The organism is Streptomyces sp. NPDC018610 (assembly GCF_044391765.1).
Classification (GTDB): domain Bacteria; phylum Actinomycetota; class Actinomycetes; order Streptomycetales; family Streptomycetaceae; genus Streptomyces.
Window position 1 is genome coordinate 690,738 of record NZ_JBISAL010000002.1, and the last position, 17,960, is coordinate 708,697.

The 17,960-nt window shown below is 75.3% G+C and carries 16 protein-coding genes; 9 read left to right on the top strand and 7 right to left on the bottom strand.

All coding sequences use genetic code 11. From position 1 onward, the window contains the following. The first annotated feature begins 24 nt into the window (after positions 1-24). On the top strand, positions 25-1,707 hold the full coding sequence (locus ACH5A8_RS08365) for an alpha/beta hydrolase (RefSeq protein ID WP_398999302.1): 1,683 nt from the start codon (positions 25-27) through the stop codon (positions 1,705-1,707). Positions 1,708-1,834: 127 nt separating this feature from the next. Here ACH5A8_RS08365 and hemQ read toward each other — a convergent pair whose 3' ends face one another. Together hemQ and hemG are read right to left on the bottom strand one after the other, a co-directional pair. After that, on the bottom strand, positions 1,835-2,566 hold the full coding sequence (gene hemQ / locus ACH5A8_RS08370; RefSeq protein WP_398999304.1) for a hydrogen peroxide-dependent heme synthase: 732 nt from the start codon (positions 2,564-2,566) through the stop codon (positions 1,835-1,837). 4 nt (positions 2,567-2,570) lie between these two features. Then, positions 2,571-4,139 carry a protoporphyrinogen oxidase gene (gene hemG, locus ACH5A8_RS08375; RefSeq protein WP_398999306.1) on the bottom strand — a complete coding sequence of 523 codons (1,569 nt, stop codon included), beginning with the start codon at positions 4,137-4,139 and terminating at the stop codon, positions 2,571-2,573. Between the two features lie 145 nt (positions 4,140-4,284). Here hemG and ACH5A8_RS08380 point away from each other — a divergent pair, with 145 nt between their 5' ends. Both ACH5A8_RS08380 and ACH5A8_RS08385 read left to right on the top strand, forming a co-directional pair. Continuing rightward, positions 4,285-5,355 (top strand): DUF4349 domain-containing protein, encoded by a 1,071-nt coding sequence (locus tag ACH5A8_RS08380; protein ID WP_398999308.1) that lies wholly within the window; start codon positions 4,285-4,287, stop codon positions 5,353-5,355. Positions 5,356-5,563: 208 nt separating this feature from the next. Beyond that, on the top strand, positions 5,564-6,961 hold the full coding sequence (locus ACH5A8_RS08385) for an FAD-dependent oxidoreductase (RefSeq protein ID WP_398999310.1): 1,398 nt from the start codon (positions 5,564-5,566) through the stop codon (positions 6,959-6,961). A gap of 96 nt (positions 6,962-7,057) precedes the next feature. Here ACH5A8_RS08385 and ACH5A8_RS08390 read toward each other — a convergent pair whose 3' ends face one another. Next, the gene (locus ACH5A8_RS08390; RefSeq protein WP_398999312.1) at positions 7,058-7,405 is read right to left on the bottom strand and encodes a hypothetical protein; all 348 of its coding nucleotides are present in this window, start codon (positions 7,403-7,405) and stop codon (positions 7,058-7,060) included. 143 nt (positions 7,406-7,548) lie between these two features. Here ACH5A8_RS08390 and ACH5A8_RS08395 point away from each other — a divergent pair, with 143 nt between their 5' ends. After that, positions 7,549-8,367 carry a rhomboid family intramembrane serine protease gene (locus tag ACH5A8_RS08395; RefSeq protein WP_398999314.1) on the top strand — a complete coding sequence of 273 codons (819 nt, stop codon included), beginning with the start codon at positions 7,549-7,551 and terminating at the stop codon, positions 8,365-8,367. Between the two features lie 69 nt (positions 8,368-8,436). On the opposite strand, the gene ACH5A8_RS08400 is transcribed toward ACH5A8_RS08395, so the two are convergent. The 4 genes from ACH5A8_RS08400 to ACH5A8_RS08415 form a co-directional block, all read right to left on the bottom strand. After that, on the bottom strand, positions 8,437-9,156 hold the full coding sequence (locus ACH5A8_RS08400; RefSeq protein ID WP_398999804.1) for an FAD binding domain-containing protein: 720 nt from the start codon (positions 9,154-9,156) through the stop codon (positions 8,437-8,439). 181 nt (positions 9,157-9,337) lie between these two features. Then, positions 9,338-10,141: an ABC transporter ATP-binding protein gene (locus ACH5A8_RS08405; protein WP_398999316.1), complete on the bottom strand. Its 804-nt coding sequence runs from the start codon at positions 10,139-10,141 to the stop codon at positions 9,338-9,340. After that, on the bottom strand, positions 10,138-11,364 hold the full coding sequence (locus ACH5A8_RS08410) for a FecCD family ABC transporter permease (RefSeq protein WP_398999318.1): 1,227 nt from the start codon (positions 11,362-11,364) through the stop codon (positions 10,138-10,140). The genes ACH5A8_RS08405 and ACH5A8_RS08410 overlap by 4 nt, the downstream gene beginning before the upstream one ends. Beyond that, positions 11,364-12,419: a FecCD family ABC transporter permease gene (locus tag ACH5A8_RS08415; protein WP_398999321.1), complete on the bottom strand. Its 1,056-nt coding sequence runs from the start codon at positions 12,417-12,419 to the stop codon at positions 11,364-11,366. The genes ACH5A8_RS08410 and ACH5A8_RS08415 overlap by 1 nt, the downstream gene beginning before the upstream one ends. A gap of 184 nt (positions 12,420-12,603) precedes the next feature. Here ACH5A8_RS08415 and ACH5A8_RS08420 point away from each other — a divergent pair, with 184 nt between their 5' ends. Genes ACH5A8_RS08420 through ACH5A8_RS08440 form a run of 5 tightly spaced genes read left to right on the top strand, consistent with a single transcriptional unit; the run spans position 12,604 to position 17,959 of the window. After that, a complete protein-coding gene (locus tag ACH5A8_RS08420) occupies positions 12,604-13,587 on the top strand; it encodes an ABC transporter substrate-binding protein (RefSeq protein ID WP_398999323.1) in 984 nt (327 codons plus the stop codon). Further along, entirely contained in the window at positions 13,584-14,402 is an 819-nt protein-coding gene (locus tag ACH5A8_RS08425) for a 2,3-dihydro-2,3-dihydroxybenzoate dehydrogenase (RefSeq protein WP_398999325.1), read from the top strand. The genes ACH5A8_RS08420 and ACH5A8_RS08425 overlap by 4 nt, the downstream gene beginning before the upstream one ends. 55 nt (positions 14,403-14,457) lie before the next feature. Further along, positions 14,458-15,672 (top strand): isochorismate synthase, encoded by a 1,215-nt coding sequence (locus ACH5A8_RS08430; RefSeq protein WP_398999327.1) that lies wholly within the window; start codon positions 14,458-14,460, stop codon positions 15,670-15,672. Continuing rightward, positions 15,669-17,312 carry a (2,3-dihydroxybenzoyl)adenylate synthase gene (locus ACH5A8_RS08435; RefSeq protein ID WP_398999329.1) on the top strand — a complete coding sequence of 548 codons (1,644 nt, stop codon included), beginning with the start codon at positions 15,669-15,671 and terminating at the stop codon, positions 17,310-17,312. Before ACH5A8_RS08430 ends, ACH5A8_RS08435 begins: the two co-directional genes overlap by 4 nt. Positions 17,313-17,326: 14 nt before the next feature. After that, the gene (locus ACH5A8_RS08440; protein ID WP_398999331.1) at positions 17,327-17,959 is read left to right on the top strand and encodes an isochorismatase family protein; all 633 of its coding nucleotides are present in this window, start codon (positions 17,327-17,329) and stop codon (positions 17,957-17,959) included. Position 17,960 lies beyond the last annotated feature (1 nt).

Below are 17,960 nucleotides of genomic sequence, written 5' to 3' on the forward strand. Positions count from 1 at the left end.
GCCGCGCGCCGAAGGGGATACGCGATGAGAGCAGCCGCCGTCTGCACGGCCGCCGGTTCCTTGGTCCTGACCGCACTCGTCGCCGTCCCGGCCGGGGGCGTTCCGGGGGGCGTCCCCGGCGGCACGCGGGCGGTGCCCGGCGGGGCGGCCGAGCTGCGCGGCACCGTGGTGGCCGCGGCGCGCGCCCGGGCGGCCGGCGTCGACTTCGGCGCGTGCCCGGGTGCCGAGAACCTGCCGGGCGCTATCGAGTGCGGCACCGTGTCGGTGCCCCTCGACTACGCCCGTCCCGACGGCGAGCGGATCCGGCTCGCCGTGAGCCGGGTCCGGGCCACCCGCAAGGATCCGCGCGACGGCAGGCGCGCCGTGCCCCGGCAGGGGGCCCTGGTGTTCAACCCGGGCGGCCCGGGCGCCGACGGCACGGCCTTCCCGCTGATCGGCCTGCTGCCCGAGTGGAAGCGGGTCGCCGCCGCCTACGACCTGGTCGGCTACGCCCCGCGCGGGGTCGGCCGATCGGGGCGCCTGTCCTGCGAGGATCCGAAGGACTTCCTCAAGGCGCCGACCTCCGCGCCCGCGCACCCCTCGGACGCGTACAAGAAGCAGCGCGTCGCCGAGGCCAAGGCGTACGCCCGCGGCTGCGCCCGGCGCGCCGGGACGGCCCTGCGCCACTACACCTCCCTCGACAACGCCCGTGACCTGGACGTGCTGCGGGCGGCGCTGGGCGAGCGCCGGCTGACGTTCATGGGCGCCTCCTACGGCACCTACTTCGGCGCGCTGTACGCGACGCTGTTCCCCTCGCACGTACGGCGGATGGTCTTCGACTCGGCGGTGGACCCCGACCCCGACCGGGTCTGGTACCGGAACAACATGGGGCAGTCGGCCGCTTTCGAGGGCCGCTGGACGGACTTCAAGGAGTGGGCGGCCCGGCACGACGGCGCCTACGGGCTCGGCCGGACCGCCGACGCGGTGCAGGCGTCCTACGAGAAGGCCCGCGAGCGGCTGGCCGCGAAGCCCGCGGGCGGCGTCGTGGGGCCGGGGCAGCTGCACGCCGCGTTCCTGAACACCGGGTACTACGACGACTTCTGGCCGGGCGGCGCCGAGGCCCTGTCGGCCTTTCTGAAAGGCGACGCGAAGCCGCTGGTCAAGATGGCCGCACCGGTGAGGGAGGGAGCTGCGGACGCGGAGAACGGCGCCGCGGTGTACACGGCGGTGGAGTGCAACGACGCTCCCTGGCCGACGGACTTCGCGGTGTGGGACCGGGACAACACGCGGCTCGCGCGAATGGCGCCGTTCGAGACGTGGGGCAACGTGTGGACGAATCTGCCGTGCGCCTACTGGCCGGCGCCCCGGCAGCGGCCCCTGGACGTGCGGACCGGGCCGGGCGAACTGCCGCCGACCCTCGTCCTGGCCGCCGAGCGGGACGCCGCGACACCCTACGGCGGCGCCCTGGAACTGCACCGGCGGCTGGCCGGTTCGGCGCTGGTGACCGAGCGCGACGCGGGCGCGCACGGCATCGCCTACGGACCCAACCCGTGCGTCAACACGTACCTGGACGCCTATCTGCTGGAGGGCCGGGTCCCGGGCCGGGAGGCGGCCTGCGGCCCGCACCCGGAGCCGCGACCGGACCGGCCCACCTTCCAGGAGACCCGCAAGCGGGAGCTGCGCAGCGCCCTGAAGGCCGGGGCCGACCGGCCGCGGGACGGAAAGTGAACACGCCCTGAACGCCCTCGGTCCGGGCCGCCGGGCCGGGGACCGGAGGCGAAGCGCGCGGCCCCGGCCCGCGGCGGCCCGGCGGGGCCGCGCGCGACGGCCGGGCGGCCGGGGCCGGTCGAGCCGGTCAGGCCAGGCCGGCGACCAGGTCCGCGACGTCCTTGCGGCGTCCGGTGAAGAACGGGATCTCCTCGCGAACGTGGCGGCGGGCCTCCGAGCCGCGCAGGTGGCGCATGAGGTCGACGATGCGGTGCAGCTCGTCGGCCTCGAAGGCGAGGATCCACTCGTAGTCGCCGAGGGAGAAGGACGCGACGGTGTTGGCGCGGACGTCCGGGTAGCCGCGGGCCATCTTGCCGTGGTCGGCGAGCATCCGGCGGCGGTCCTCGTCGGGCAGCAGGTACCAGTCGTAGGAGCGCACGAACGGGTAGACGCTCACGTAGTCGCGGGGCGTCTCGTCGGCGAGGAACGCCGGGATGTGCGAGCGGTTGAACTCGGCGGGGCGGTGCAGCGCCATGTTCGACCACACCGGCTCCAGCGCGCGGCCGAGCCGGGTGCGGCGGAACAGGTTGTACGCCTCCTGCAGCTTGTCGCTGATCTCGGCGTGCCACCAGATCATGATGTCGGCGTCGGCGCGCAGACCGGAGAGGTCGTAGGTGCCGCGGACGGTCACGTCCTTGGCGGCGAGCTGGTCGAACAGCTCCTGGACCTCGTCGGCGTGGCCCGAACGGTCCTCGGGCAGCACGTCCTTCAGCTTGAAGACGGACCACAGCGTGTAGCGGATGACCTCGTTGAGGTCCTTTGCCAGCTTGCCCTTGTTCGGGATACGGCCGGACTCGGTGGTGGAGGCGTCGTCACTCATGGGGCTATTCTCCCGCCCCGCCGTGCAGACTCTGCACCGGGTGGGCGGTGAGTTCCTGCACAGCGGCCGGGTCGCCGCCGAGCTGGTCCACGGCCGCGTGGGCGCTCGCGACGCACGCGGGGATGCCGACGCCGTCGTACGCCGCTCCGCACACCGCGAGGCCCGGCAGCTCGGCCACGTGCCCGCGGACGCGGGCCACCCGCGCGTGGTGGCCCACGGGGTACTGGGGCAGTCCGTCGGTCCAGCGGGTGACCCGGGTCTCCAGCGGCTCGGCGGCCAGGCCGACGGCCTCGCGCAGGTCGTGCCGGGAGACGTCGACCAGCTCCGTGTTCTCGCGCTGGAGGATCTCCGTCTCGCCGTGCCGTCCGACGGAGGTGCGCAGCACCACCACGTCCGGGTCCTCGTCCGCGATCCAGCCCCACTTGCGGGAGGCGAAGGTCGACGCCTTGATGGTCCGTCCGTCGACGGGCGGCACGAGGAAGCCGCTGCCGTCGGGCAGGGCGGCGTCGGCGTCGGCGCGGCGGTAGGCGAGGGTGATCAGGGCCATGGAGGCGTACTCGACGGCCCGCAGTTCCGCCGCGGCCTTCGGCGACTCGGCGCTCAGCAGCGCGGCGGCGACGGGCGCGGGCGTGGCGAGGACGACCGCGTCGGCGTGCAGCAGGCGGTCCCCGGCGGTGATCCGCCAGCCCGCCGGCCCCTGCCGGCGCAGCTCGGTGACGCGGGTGCCGGTGAGGATCAGGCCGCCGCGCGCCCGTACCGACTCCGCGACCGCGAGGGGCAGTCGTCCGACGCCGCCCTCGACGCCCGTGAAGACCGGTCCGGCCGCCTGCGCGCCGGCCGCCCGGGCCTGGATGCCGCGGACGGCCTCGGTCAGCGAGTCGTGCCGCCGGGCGGCCTCGAAGAGCTGGGGGACGGCCGAGCGCATCGAGATCCGGTAGGCGTCGCCCGCGTAGACCCCGCCGAGCAGCGGCTCGACCAGGCGGTCGACGACCTCGCGGCCCAGGCGCGCCGCCACGTACTCGCCGACCGCCACGTCGTCGCCGATCTCGGTGCGGGGCAGGTCGGCGTCGCGCTCGATGCGGGCCAGGCCGTCCTCGGAGAGCACTCCGGCGAGCGCGGCGGCGGTGCCGGGGACGCCCATGACGTGCCCCTTGGGCATGGGGCGCAGGGCACCCCGGGTCCAGATCGCGGCGGAGGCGGTGGCCGGCGGCTGGAGCGCGTCCGCGAGGCCCACCTCGCGCGCGAGGGCGACGGCCTCGGGACGGCGGGCCAGCATGGACTCGGCGCCCAGGTCGACGCGCACGCCCGCGATCTCGCCGGGCAGCAGCTTGCCGCCGACCCGGTCAGCGGCCTCCAGCACGGTCACCCGCGCCCCGCGTCCCAGCAGGCGGTGCGCGGCGGCCAGACCCGCGATACCGGCTCCGATGACGACGACGTGTCCCGTGCTGTCCGTACCCGTTGCGCTCATGACCCCCACTCTCTCAGACCCCGCTGTCACGGCCGCCGGGCCCGGGGCCCTGGTCGGGGCCCCGGTGGTCCCGACCAGGATCACCGGGGTCCCGGCGCGCGCCACGGAACATGTCCGCGCGCGTCCCGCGCGGTGTCCGTCGCGAGTCCCGACCGTGACCTCTTCGGGACCGTGGTGCGCCAACGTTCCGACGGGTCCGGGCGTCGAAGAGGCGTCAGTGGTCACGACGACCCTCGGGGGGTACATCCACATGCACGTACGACGTTCCGTCCCGCCCGCCTCCGCCCTGGCCGGGCTGCTGCTCGCCGCGGCACTCGCGCTCACCGGGTGCGGCGCCGGGGACGGCGGCGGCTCCTCGGACAAGGCCGCGGCCGGCAGCGCCGCTCAGCGCGGACACCAGGGCGCCGCCGAGGGCGATTCCGCCGCGGACAGGGGCTCCACCGGGGGCAGGGGCCCCGCCGGTGGCGCGAAGGCCACCGGTGCGCCGAGTCTCGCCACCGTCCACATCGTCCGCACCGCCTCGCTGACCGTGGAGGTGAAGGACGTCGCCAAGGCCCTGGACGGGGCCCGCGCGGCCGTGGAGAGCGCGGGCGGCTACGTCGGCGACGAGACCACGACCCGCGACGCGGACGGGCGCGAGCGGACCCGCGTGGTGCTGCGCGTGCCCGCGGACCGGTACGACGATGTGCTCAGCGGTCTGCAGGGTGCGGGCAAGCTGGTCTCGCGCACGGCGAAGGCCGAGGACGTCACCGACCAGGTCGTCGACGTGGACAGCCGGATCACGTCGCAGCGGGCGAGCGTGGCGCGGGTGCGGGCCCTGATGGACAAGGCCGAGAAGATCGGCGACGTGGTGGAACTGGAGGGCGAGCTGAGCCGCCGCCAGGCCGATCTGGAGTCGCTGCTCGCCCAGCAGGCGTCCCTGAAGGACCGTACGAGCCTGGCCACCATCACCCTGTCGCTGTCCGGGGCGCCCGTCCACAAGGCCGCCGCCTCGGACGACGGACCCGGGTTCGGGGACGCGGTGGCGGGCGGGTGGCACGTGTTCGTCACCGTGGTGCGCTGGCTCGCGCTGGCCCTCGGCGCGGTGCTGCCCTTCGCCGCGGCGGTGGCGGTCGTCGTGGTGGTGTGGCGGGTCGTACGGCGTCGGCTGCCTCGCCGCGCCGTCGCGCCGGCGACGCCCGTGGCGACCGCGGTGGGGCCGCTCCCCGGCGCCCACCAGGCGCCGGTCCCGGCACCGACGACACCACCGGCCACCCGGCCGGACACCCGGCAGCACGGGAGGCCGGACGACCAGCGGACCGGGCGGCCGGACGGCACGTAGACCGCGACGGGGCCGCACTGCCGGGCACGGGACCAACGGTCGGGGGCGGACCGCACCGCCGGGCACGGGCTGAACGGCCGGGGGCTGACCGCACCGCCGGGCACGGTCCGCACCGCCGGGCCCGGACCGCACCGCCGCGCTGGGCCGCGGCCGGGCCGCGAGCCGAGGTGGGCGGGGGTGAAGTGCGGGGCGGGCTTAGCGTGTTCGCATGACGGAGGCAACGGAACGACTGGTCGTGATCGGCGGCGACGCCGCCGGGATGTCCGCGGCGTCGCAGGCGCGCCGGCTGCGCGGGCCCGACGAGCTGGAGATCGTGGCGTTCGAACGCGGTCACTTCAGCTCGTTCTCGGCGTGCGGCATCCCCTACTGGGTGGGTGGCGACGTCGGCGAACGGGACCGTTTGATCGCCCGCACCCCCGAGGAGCACCGCGCGCGGGGCATCGATCTGCGGATGCGCACCGAGGTCACGGAGATCGACGTGGCCGCGGGCCGGGTGCGCGCGCGGGACGTCGATTCCGGGGCCGAGTCCTGGACGTCGTACGACAAACTGGTGATCGCGACCGGGGCGCGGCCGATCCGGCCCGACATGCCCGGCGTCGACGCGCCCGGCGTGCACGGCGTGCAGACCCTCGACGACGGCCAGGCGCTGCTGGAGAGCCTGGCACGCACGCGTGGCCGCCGGGCGGTGGTCGTCGGCGCGGGTTACATCGGCGTGGAGATGGCCGAGGCGCTGATCCGGCGCGGGTACGAGGTGACGGTCGTCAACCGGGGCACGGAGCCGATGTCCACGCTCGACCCCGACATGGGCCGCACGGTGCGCGAGGCGATGGAGGGCCTCGGCATCACCATGGCCGGCGAGGCGGAGGTGACCAAGGTGCTCACCGGAGAGGAGGGCCGCGTCCGGGCGGTGGCCACCGAGAACGCCGAGTACCCGGCGGACGTGGTCGTGCTGGGCATCGGCGTGCGCCCGGAGACGGCGCTCGCGCGGGCCGCCGGGCTCCCGCTCGGGGCGCACGGCGGCCTGCTCACCGACCGCGCGATGCGGGTGCGGGGCCACGAGAACATCTGGGCCGGCGGCGACTGCGTGGAGGTCCTCGACCTGGTCTCCGGCCAGCAGCGCCACGTCCCGCTCGGCACCCACGCCAACAAGCACGGACAGGTCATCGGCACCAACGTCGGGGGCGGCTACGCCACCTTCCCCGGTGTGGTCGGCACCGCGGTGAGCAAGGTGTGCGACCTGGAGATCGCGCGCACCGGCCTGCGCGAGAAGGACGCCCGCCGGGTCGGTCTCCGGTTCGAGACGGTGGTGATCGAGTCGACGAGCCGCGCGGGCTACTACCCGGGCGCCTCCCCGATGACGGTCAAGATGCTCGCCGAACGCCGCACCGGCCGGCTCCTGGGCGTCCAGATCGTGGGCCGGGAGGGCGCGGCGAAGCGGGTGGACGTCGCCGCGGTCGCGCTCACCGCCGGCCTGACGGTGGAGCAGATGACGGCCCTCGACCTGGGCTACGCCCCGCCGTTCTCCCCGGTGTGGGACCCGGTGCTGGTGGCCGCGCGGAAGGCCGCCGCGAAGATCCGCGAGCCGTGGGTCGGGGCGGCGGGCTGACCGGCCGGGCCGGCCCGCTCGATCAGGGCACCGCTCGATCAGGGCGCTGATGGACCGACCGGTCAGGCCGCGCCGCCCGGTCAGGCCGCCGATCGGTCAGGCCGTGCCGCCCATGCGGTCCATCGGCCGGCGGGCCGGTTCGGCCGGCGGCCGGGTCGGGAGGGAGGAGACCGACGCGGCCGGCACGGACGCCGTGCCGGAGGACGAGGCGGTGACCGCCGGCGGCTGTGCGCCGGCCGGTTTGGCGTGCGCCCCGAGCGGGGTCGAGCGCAGCCGGTGGCCGGCGGCCTCGTCCAGCGTCACCGGCCGCTGCATCCGGGCGGCCAGCCGCCCGGCCTCCTGGCCGAGCCGGGCGACGTCCTCCCAGGGCAGCCTCACCACCAGGGACAGCTCGGCCTCGCCGTCGGGCAGGGCGTGCACCGCGGGTACCACTCGCTCGCTCATCGCCTGATCCTCGCCTCGTCGCGTCGTCCCCGCGGGCCTGTCGCCGCGCCGCGGGCGGTCGGGGGAACATACGGACGAACCCGCGGCCGTGTTCACGGGCCGGCCCCCCGATTCGCGGCGCGCATCGGGGGCAGTACTTCCCTGTGGTCATCCCCGTCCATGATCTGAACCCGACGCGGCGCACCCCCTGGGTGACGTACGCCCTGATCGCCGCGAACTTCGTGGTGTTCCTGCTGACGCCCGGCATGGCCGGTTCCGCGACCGGCGAGAGCACGCTCGCGCAGCTGTGTCATCTGCACGCGTTCACGGAGCACTGGGCCCTCGTGCCCCGCGAGCTGATCCACGGTCGGCTGCCGGCGCTGGTGCCGACGGGCGCGACCGGTGTGGGCGTGCACGGGCCGGGCTGTGTGCTGGGCCCGCCGACGTACGACAAATCGCCCGCGCTGTCGGTCCTGACGGCGATGTTCCTGCACGGCAGCTGGCTGCATCTGCTGGGCAACATGCTGTTCCTGTTCATCTTCGGCAACAACATCGAGGACCGGATGGGCCACATCCGCTTCGTCCTCTTCTACGTGGTGTGCGGGTACGCCGCCGGGTACGGCTTCGCGCTGCTCGACGCCGGCTCCGGCCGGCCGCTGATCGGCGCGTCGGGGGCGATCGCCGGGGTCCTCGGGGCGTATCTGGTGCTGTATCCGAGGGCCCGGGTGTGGGTCCTCGTGCCGTTCCTGATCTTCCTGCCGCTCCGGCTGCCCGCCTGGATCGTGCTGGGCTTCTGGTTCGTGCTCCAGGCGTTCTACTCGGCGGGCGACGCCGTCTCCGACGCGGGCACGGTGGCGTACACGGCCCACGTCGTCGGCTTCGTCGTGGGCATGCTGCTCGCCCTGCCGCTGCGTCCGGGCACCCCGCCGCCGCCGGAACCGCGGGGGCTGCTGTTCGGGCGGCGGGCCCGGCCGGGCTGGTGACGGCCGGGCCCTTCGCGGGCCGCCCCGCCGGATGCGGGGACTGCGGCCGGACACGGAGACGTCGGCCGCTCAGCGGCCGGGCACCGCGGCCAGGAGCTCGGCGACCTGTTCGGTGACGAGGTCCCAGGCGCCGGCGACGTCCGCCAGGGGCGTGCCGCGCAGCTCGTCCAGGGGCCGGTCGGCGTCGGAGTCGTACGTCGCGCTCGCGCCGAGGACCTCGTAGCCGTCCCGGACGGCGGCGCGCAGGCGGTACTGCCCGCCGGGGCCGGCGTGCAGGGCCGTGGCGACCACGAGGGGCGGAGCGCCGCCGGCGTCGCCGGGCAGCTTGCGGTAGGCGCTGGCGACCGGCGCGGACCAGCGCAGGCCGAGCAGGACCGGGCGCTTGGCCGTCACCTCGGCGAGATCGGTCTCGTAGACGCCGTGGGACGCCAGCACGGTCGCGCGGGCCTCCAGCACCAGGGCCGCCGGGAGCAGGCAGCGCAGCGCGCTGCCCGCGAGGTTGCCGCCGACCGTCGCCGCGCGGCGCACCGCGCCGGTGCCGACCGAGCCGGCCGCCGCGCGCAGCGCGTACGGGACCCGGTCGTCGACGCGGTCCAGGGTCACCGCGCCGCCCAGCTCCTGTGGCCCTGTGCCGTTGGCCTCCGGCAACTCCCGCAGTGACATGGCCTGTTCGGGGAACCCGTCGCGCAGCCAGGTGGCCCAGACGAGCGTCGCGCCGCCTATCGGCACCGCCCCTTCGGTCAGGTGTTCCCGTGCTCGCGACACGGTCCTGGGCATGCGTACCAACACCTCGGCCACCCTGCCTTCCTGGGGGAGTCGGACGGGCGGCTCTCGGCCACCCGCCCGTCGGCACGGCGCATCTTCGCCGCACGGACGGGGGCGCGTACAGGGCTCACACACACGCGGTGTGCGCCTGTTCCGGCCAGGGGCCGCGGTGGAAAGGACCACGGGGCGGCGGGGCCGGCGGCGGCTATCCGCGCGCCCGGGGGACGACGACCGGACAGGCGTCGCCGGGGGCGCGCAGGATGTCGGCCTCCAGGTCGTAGAGCTCCTTGACGAGCGCCTCGTCCACGATCTCCCGGGGCGGCCCCTGAGCCACGATCCGGCCGTCCTTCATGGCGATCAGGGTGTCGGCGTAGCGGGCGGCGGAGGCCAGGTCGTGCTGGACCATGATCACGGTACGGCCCGCGGCGGCCACCTGCCGCACGAGTTCGAGCACGTCGACGACGTGGCCGAGGTCGAGGGCGCTGGTGGGTTCGTCGAGCAGCACCACCGGGGTGTGCTGGGCGAGCACCATGGCGAGCCAGCAGCGCTGGCGCTGGCCGCCGGAGAGCCGGTCCAGGCGCTCGGCGGCGAGTCCGGTCGTGCCGGTGGCCTCCAGGGCGTCGCGTACGGCGCGCTCGTCCTCGCGGGACCACTGGCGCAGCAGTCCCTGGTGCGGGTGGCGGCCGTAACGGACCAGTCCGGCGACGGTGACCGCCTCCGGGGCACGCGGCGACTGCGGCAACAGCGCCACCCGGTGCGCCGCCTGACGCCGGGTCAGCTCCCAGATGTCGGCCCCGTCGGCCTCCACGGCGCCGGCCGAGGGGCGGTGCAGCCGGGCGACGGTGCGCAACAGGGTCGACTTCCCGCACCCGTTGGGGCCGACGATCGCGGCCACGTGTCCGGCGGGCACGGTCAGCTCGACGTCCTGGACGACTGGACGACCGGGGTAACCGGCGTGCAGGCCGCGCACCTTGAGGCCGGGGTGGGCGTCGGTCATGGGAGTGGTCATGCCTTTCCGGTGGTCGAGTCCGTACGGAAGAGGACCCAGAGGAGGAAGGGCCCGCCGAGCACGCTGGTGACGACGCCGACGGGGAGTTCGACGGGGGCGATCACACGGCCCAGGGCGTCGGCGGCGGTGATCAGGGCGGCGCCGGTGAGCGCGGAGCCGAGCACCGGTACCCGGGTGGGTCCGCTCAGGCGGCCGGCGACGATCGGGGCGGCGAGGGCGACGAAGGCGATGGGGCCGCCGACGCCGACCGCCGCGCCGGCCAGGGCGACGGCCAGCGCGAGCGCGGCGGCGCGCAGCCGGCGCAGGTCCACGCCCAGGCAGGCGGCCGTGTCGTCGTCGAACCGCAGGAGCTGCAGCCGGTGGCCCGCGGCGAGGGCGAGCGGCAGGAGGAACAGCAGCACGATCAGCAGGGGCGTTCCCACGTGCCAGTCGCGGCCGTTGAGGCTGCCCACGGCCCAGAGGAAGACGCCGCCCGCCGTGTTGTCGTTCTCGCGGGACATGACGAGGTCGCCGACGGCGCCGATGACGGTGGAGACGCCGATGCCGACGACGAGGACGCGGTACCCGGCGCCGCCCGCGCCGCCCGCGCACAGCACCACCAGCACCGCCGCGGCCACGGCGCCGAGCGGGCCGAGCCACCAGTCGCCGATCATGCCGGTCGAGGATCCGGCGGCGGAGGCCACCACCGCGGCGGTGGCGCCCTCGTTGACGCCGATCAGGTCGGGGGTGGCGAGCCGGTTGCCGGCCAGGGTCTGGGTGAGACAGCCCGCGACGCCGAGGGCCGCGCCGACCATGAGTCCGACGAAGACGCGCGGCAGCCGGAAGTCCCGCACGATCATGACGGTGCCGGGGTCGCCGGTCCCGAGCAGCCCGGACACGGTGTCGCGCGGGCTCATCCCGGTGGAACTCGCCATCACCGCCAGCGTGATGAGCAGCGCGAGCAGTGGCAGGAGCAGGGCGGCGGCGAGGGCGCTGCGGCGCGGGAAGAGCCAGGAGAGGGTGCCGCTCCGCAGGACGACGCTGTCCGCCGGGACGATCCCGGCGACCGCCGGCGCCTTCGGCCCGTCCCCCTCGCCGCTCCCGTCCGGCGCGGGCCCCCCGGCGGACCCGGCGGGCGCCCCCGCCACCACGGTCGCGGCGGCTTCGGCGGACCCGGCGGACGCCCCCGACCCGGCGGGGGCGGGGGCGCCGGGGCGGGGCGGGTGGGGGGCGGGCGGCGTCATCAGGCGGCTCCGGCGGTGGAGAGGCGGGAGGAGCGGGCGATCCAGATGAGCAGGGGGCCGCCGACGAACGCGAGCAGCACGCTCACCGGGGCCTCCCAGGGCCGGATGACGACACGCGCGAGGATGTCGGCGACGATCATCACGTCGGCGGCGATCAGCGCCGACAGGACGAGTTGGCCGCCCATGCTCGCGCCGACCACGGCGCGGGCGGCGTAGGGGGCGAGCAGGCCGAGGAAGGCGATCGGTCCGGCGACAGCGACCGCGCAGCCGGCCAGCAGGGAGACGGCGCCGGCCACCACGAGGCGGACCCGGCCGGGGTGGTGGCCCAGGGAGCGGGCGCTGTCGTCGCCGAGGCCCAGCGCGGACAGCGGGCGGGCGCAGCCGAGCGCGACCAGGAGGCCGACGGCGACCAGGGGCAGCAGCGGCACGAGTTCAAAGGTGCTGACGCCGGCGAGGGAGCCGATCGTCCAGTAGCGGTAGACGTCGAAGGTGGACCGGGTGCCGAGCAGGACGTACGACGTCATGCCGTGGAAGGTGGCGCCGAGCGCCGACCCGGCCAGCACCAGTCTGAGCGGCGATCCGGCGGCGCGGCCGCCGGCCGCGAGCAGCAGGACGACGGCGCTCGCGGCCATGCCGCCGAACAGCGCCCAGACCAGCAGCGCGGTGGGCGAGGAGGCGTCGAAGAAGGTGAGTCCGACGACGACGGCGAACGCGGCGCCGGAGTTCACGCCGAGCAGTCCGGTCTCGGCGAGCGGATTGCGGGTGGCGGCCTGCAGCAGGCAGCCGGCCGCGCCGAGGCAGACGCCGACCATGACGGCGGCCAGGGTGCGGGGCAGGCGTACGTCCACGACGGCCAGGCGCAGTCGGGGATCGGCGCGGGCGGAGCCGTGACCGACCAGGTAGTCCCAGGCGCGGGCCGGTGAGCTGCTTCCGGTGCCGATGAGGAGCGAGAGCAGGCACAGGGCCGACATCAGCACGAGGAGGGCGGCGGTGGCCGGGACGGCTGTGCGCCCCTGGGCGGGTGGCCCCGTGGGACCACCGGATCCGGGCTTCATGAGCGACCCCCTCGAAATGTGCATATGGTTAGCCTAACCTAAGTGCCGTTCCGTCAGGTGGCGGGCGGTCCGGGCACCCGTATGTCCGGGGCCGGCCGTTCCGCATGCCTGAACGGTCGCCGGCTCGCCGGATCGTGGCCTCATTCCGCGGGTCACGTCAGTCGAACAACGGAGATTTCAGGCCATGATGGCGCCCCGCTTCCCCTCCCCCGCCACCCGCCGCACCGCGGCCGCGGCCCTGGCCGTCGCCTGCGGTCTCGTCCTGAGCGCCTGCGGTTCCTCGGACGACGACTCCTCGTCGGGCGGCTCCGCGGGCAAGGGCGGCGCCACGACGGTCATCGACGCGACCGGCGCGAAGGTGAAGGTGCCCACCGCCCCCGAGCGGGTCGTCACGCTCAGCGAGATGGACCTGGACTCCGCGCTGGCCCTCGGCGTCAAGCCGGTCGGCCTGACCGCCGGGCGCGGGCAGAAGGGCGCCCCCGAGTACCTGAGCGCGCAGGCCGAGGGCATTCCCGTGGTCGGCGCCGTGACCGGCCCCGACATCGAGAAGGTCGTCCAGGCCGAGCCCGACGTCATCCTCGCCGGCCAGACGGCCGACGAACAGGTGCTGGCGCAGCTGAAGAAGATCGCTCCCACCGTCGTCACCATCGACGGCGGCAAGAGCTGGAAGAAGTCCCTGGAGCTGACCGGGCAGGCGCTCGGCAGGTCCGACGAGGCGAAGAAGTTGCTGGCGGACTACGACACCAGGGCCGCCGCGCTGAAGAAGGACCTCGGCGCGCGGGCCGGCGCGACCGTGTCCGTGGCCCGCTACTCGGCCAAGGGCACCGCCGTCATGCAGCAGGGCGTTTTCATCAGCGACGTGCTGAACGACCTCGGCTTCGAGCGGCCCGGCATCCAGAACAAGAAGGGCGAGGGCCACTCGACGCCCATCAGCGACGAGAACCTGAAGGAGATCGACGGCGACTGGCTGTTCATCGGCACGCTGTCGTCCGCCGGTCCGGACGCGGACCTGCTCGACCAGCTCGCCGAGAAGCCCGCCTACCGCCGGCTGAAGGCGGTCCGCGACAAGCACGCCACCGTCATCGACGGCTCCAAGTGGACGAGCCTGGGCGGCGCCCAGGCCGCGGTGTCCGTGCTGGACGACATCCGGAAGGCCATGGTCAAGTGAGCGCCGGGCACCGCGCCGCGGACGGCGCGGAACAGGAACTGGCCGGCCGCCTCGCCCTGGTGACCGGGGCGGGCCGGGGCATCGGCGCGGCCGTGGTCGAGGCGCTCGCCGAACGCGGCGCCCGCGTGCTGGCCACCGACCTCGTCATACCGGAGCCGGAGCTCTGGGCGAAGCGGTTCGGCGACCGGGTGACCGTGCGCGCGCTGGACGTCACCGACGCCGGGGCCGTGGAGGCGGTGGTCGCCGGGGCCGAGGACACGCTCGGCCCGCTGGACATCGCCGTCAACGTCGCCGGGATCCTGCGCGGCGCGCCGGTGGTGGACCTCACCGACGCCGACTGGGCGGCCGTCTTCGCGGTCAACGCCGACGGCGTCTTCCACGTCTCGCGGGCCGTCGCCCGCCGCATGACCGCCCGGGGCCGGGGCAGCGTCGTCACCGTCGCCTCCAACGCGGCCGGCGTCCCCCGCGGCGGCATGGCCGCCTACGCCGCCTCCAAGGCGGCCGCGGTGATGTTCACCAAGTGCCTGGGCCTGGAGGTCGCCCCGCACGGTGTGCGCTGCAACACCGTCTCCCCCGGTTCCACCCTCACCGACATGCAGCGCGCCATGTGGGAGGCCTCCCCGGGCGGCGCCGAGGGCGGCCGGCGGGCCGTCATCGAGGGCGACCCGGCCGCGTACCGCACCGGCATCCCGCTCGGCCGCATCGCCGAACCGTCCGACGTCGCCGAGGCGGTGGCCTTCCTCGTCTCCGACCGCGCCCGCCACATCACGCTGCACGACCTGTACGTCGACGGCGGCGCCACCCTGCGGGCCTGACCGCCCGCCGCCTCACGCCCCCACGTGCCTTCGGCCTCCCCACCCTGGAGACTCCATGACCACCTCCGTGAGCGCACCCGGCCTCGCCGCCGGGTCCCCCGCCCCCACCGCCCTGGGCCCCGGCGCCGCCGTCGCCCTGCTGGACGACTACCGGGCCGCCACCGACCGCTTCCTCGCCACTCCCCGGCGCACCCTGCTCACCCACGGCACCACCACCGAAGTCCCGCACGACGAGCGGCCGTTGCCGCTGCGGGTGCGTGAGCTGCTGAACGGGCTGCGCCACCCGGGCCGGCCCGCGCCGCTGGTCCTCGGCGCCGTCCCGTTCGCCCCCGACGCCCCGGCCGCCCTGGCCGTCCCCGCCACGGTGCGCAGCGCGCCTTCCCTGGCCGAGGACCCCCTGATCGCGCTGCCCGCCCAGGACGCCGCCGACGGCGCCGGCTGGCAGGTGCGCGAGTGGCCCGCGCCCGAGGCGTACGGGGCCGCCGTGGCCGCTGCCGTGGCCCGGATGCGGGCCGGGGAGTTCGACAAGGTGGTCCTCGCCCGAACCCTGGAACTGACCGCGCCCGCCGACCCGGACCTGCCGGCCATGCTGAACCGGCTGGCCCGCCGCGACCCGTCCGGCTACACCTTCGCGGTGCCCAGCGGCCCCGGCCGCACCCTGATCGGCGCCAGCCCCGAACTCCTCGTCGCCCGCCGGGGCGACCGGTTGACCGCCAACCCGCTGGCCGGTTCCGCGCCGCGCAGCGCCGACCTCGCCGAGGACGTGCGCCGCGCCGTCGCGCTGCTGGAGTCGCCGAAGGACCTGCACGAGCACGCCGTCGTGGTGGACGCCGTACGGCGGGCGCTGGCCCCGCTGTGCGCGCGCCTGGACGTGCCCGAACGGCCCACGCTGGTGCGCACCGCCACCATGTGGCACCTGTCGACGACGGTCACCGGCGAGATCGCCGGCCCCGACGTCACCGCGCTCGACCTCGCCTCGGCGCTGCACCCGACCCCCGCGGTGTGCGGCACGCCCACGGACGTGGCGCGCGCGGTGATCGCCGAGTCCGAGCCCTTCGACCGCGGCGCGTACACCGGCATGGTCGGCTGGCAGGACGCGGACGGCGACGGCGAGTGGGTGGTGACCATCCGCTGCGCCGAGGCCGAGGGCCGCACACTGCGGCTGTTCGCGGGCGCGGGCGTGGTCGCCCGGTCCTCGCCCGAGGCCGAGACCGCGGAGACCGCCGCCAAGTTCCGCACCTTCCTGGACGCCGTGGGGGCCGCGCTGTGACCGCCGACGCCCTCACCCCGGGCGTGGACGCGCCCACCTGGCCGGACGACGTCGCCGAGCGCTACCGCGCGGCGGGGTACTGGCGCGGCGAGACCTTCGGCGGGATGCTGCGCGAGCGCGCCGCCGCCCACCCCGACCGGACCGCGCTCGTCGACCCGTCCCCCCGGCGCCGCACCTGGACCTACCGGGAGCTGGACGAGGCGGCCGACCGGTTGGCCGCCGGGTTCGCCGCGTACGGCATCGGCCGCGGCGACCGGGTGGTCGTCCAGCTGCCGAACGTCGGCGAGTTCGTGGAGGTGGTCTTCGCGCTGTTCCGGATCGGCGCGCTGCCGGTGTACGCGCTGCCCGCGCACCGGGACACCGAGATCGGCCACTTCTGCGCGTTCTCCGAGGCCGTCGCGTACGTCGTCCCGGACGTGCACGCGGGCTACGACCACCGCGAGCTGGCCGCCCGCGTCCAGGAGCGGACCCCGTCCCTGAAGCACGTGTTCGTGGCCGGGGATCCGGGCGGGCACACCGCGCTGTCGGACGTGCCCCGCGACCTGGCCGGGCCCCTCGACGGACCGGCCCCGCACGAGCTGGCGTTCCTCCAGCTGTCGGGCGGGACGACCGGGGTGTCCAAGCTCATCCCGCGCACCCACGACGACTACCTCTACTCGCTGCGCGGCTCGAACGAGATCTGCGGTGTGGACGCGGACACCCGCTTCCTCGTGGTACTGCCCGCCGCGCACAACTTCCCGATGAGTTCGCCCGGTTGGCTGGGCGTGCTGTACGCCGGCGGTACGGCCGTCATGTGCCCGAAGCCCGACCCGGCGACCGCGTTCGAGCTGATCGAGCGGGAGCGGATCACCATGACCGGGCTGGTGCCGCCGCTCGCCCTGGTCTGGACGGACGCCGCCGCGGCCGGCGCCGCGCACGACCTGTCCGGCCTGGAACTGGTCCTGGTCGGCGGCGCCAAGTACAGCGAGCAGGCGGCGCGCAGGCTGGAGCCGGCCCTCGGCTGCCGGCTGATGCAGGTGTTCGGCATGGCCGAGGGCCTGGTCAACTACACGCGCCTGGACGACGATCCGGAGACGGTCGTCACCACCCAGGGCCGGCCCGTCTCACCGGACGACGAGATACGTGTCGTCGACGACGCCGGCCAGGACGTCGCCGAGGGCGAGTACGGGCATCTGCTCACCCGCGGCCCGTACACGATCCGCGGCTACTGGCGGGCGCCCGACCACAACCGGACGGCGTTCACCGAGGACGGCTTCTACCGCACCGGCGACATCGTGCGCCGCACCCCGAGCGGTCACCTCGTCGTCGAGGGCCGGGCCAAGGACCAGATCAACCGGGGCGGCGAGAAGGTCGCCGCCGAGGAGATCGAGAACATCATCCTCGCCCACCCCTCCGTGCACGACGTGTCCCTGGTCGCGGTGCCGGACGAGTACCTGGGCGAACGGACCCTCGCCTACGTGATCCTGCGCGAGGGCGCCGAGCCGCTCAGGCCCGTCGCCGTCAAGCGGTTCGTCCGCGAACGCGGCGTCGCCGCCTACAAGGTCCCCGACCTGGTCGAGTTCGTCGACGCCTTCCCGCAGACCGGCATCGGCAAGATCAGCAAGAAGCAGCTGCGTTCGACCGCCGAGCAGCAGCGCTGAAAGGCCCCCACCCCATGGCACTTCCCGAGATCCCTTCCTATCCCCTGCCCACCCCGGCCGAGCTGCCCGAGGGCCGCGTGTCCTGGACCGTGGACCCGGCGCGCGCCGTGCTGCTGGTGCACGACCTCCAGCAGCACTTCCTTTCCGCGTTCCCGGCCGGCCAGGAGCCGCTGACCGGCATGCTCGGCAACACCGCCCGGCTGCTGAAGGAGGCCCGCCGGCTCGGCGTGCCGGTGGTCTACTCGGCCCAGCGCGGCGGGCAGACCGCCCAGCAGCGCGGTCTCCAGCTGGACTTCTGGGGGCCGGGCGTCGCCGACGACCCCGAGGTGCTGGCCGTGCCCGAGGCCGTCGCGCCCGAGCCGGGCGACGTCACGCTCACCAAGTGGAAGTACAGCGCCTTCGCCCGCACGGACCTGGAGGCCCGGATGCGTCAGTGGGGCCGCGACCAGCTGGCGATCGTGGGTGTGTACGCGCACATCGGCGTCATGATGACGGCCGCCGACGCCTGGTCGCGGGACATCCGGGCGTTCGTCGTCGCCGACGCCGTCGCCGACTTCTCCCGCGAGGAGCACGACATGGCCCTGCGCTGGGCCGCCGGCCGCTGCGCGGTCGTGACCACCGCCGACGCGCTCTTCGAGGAGGTGTGAG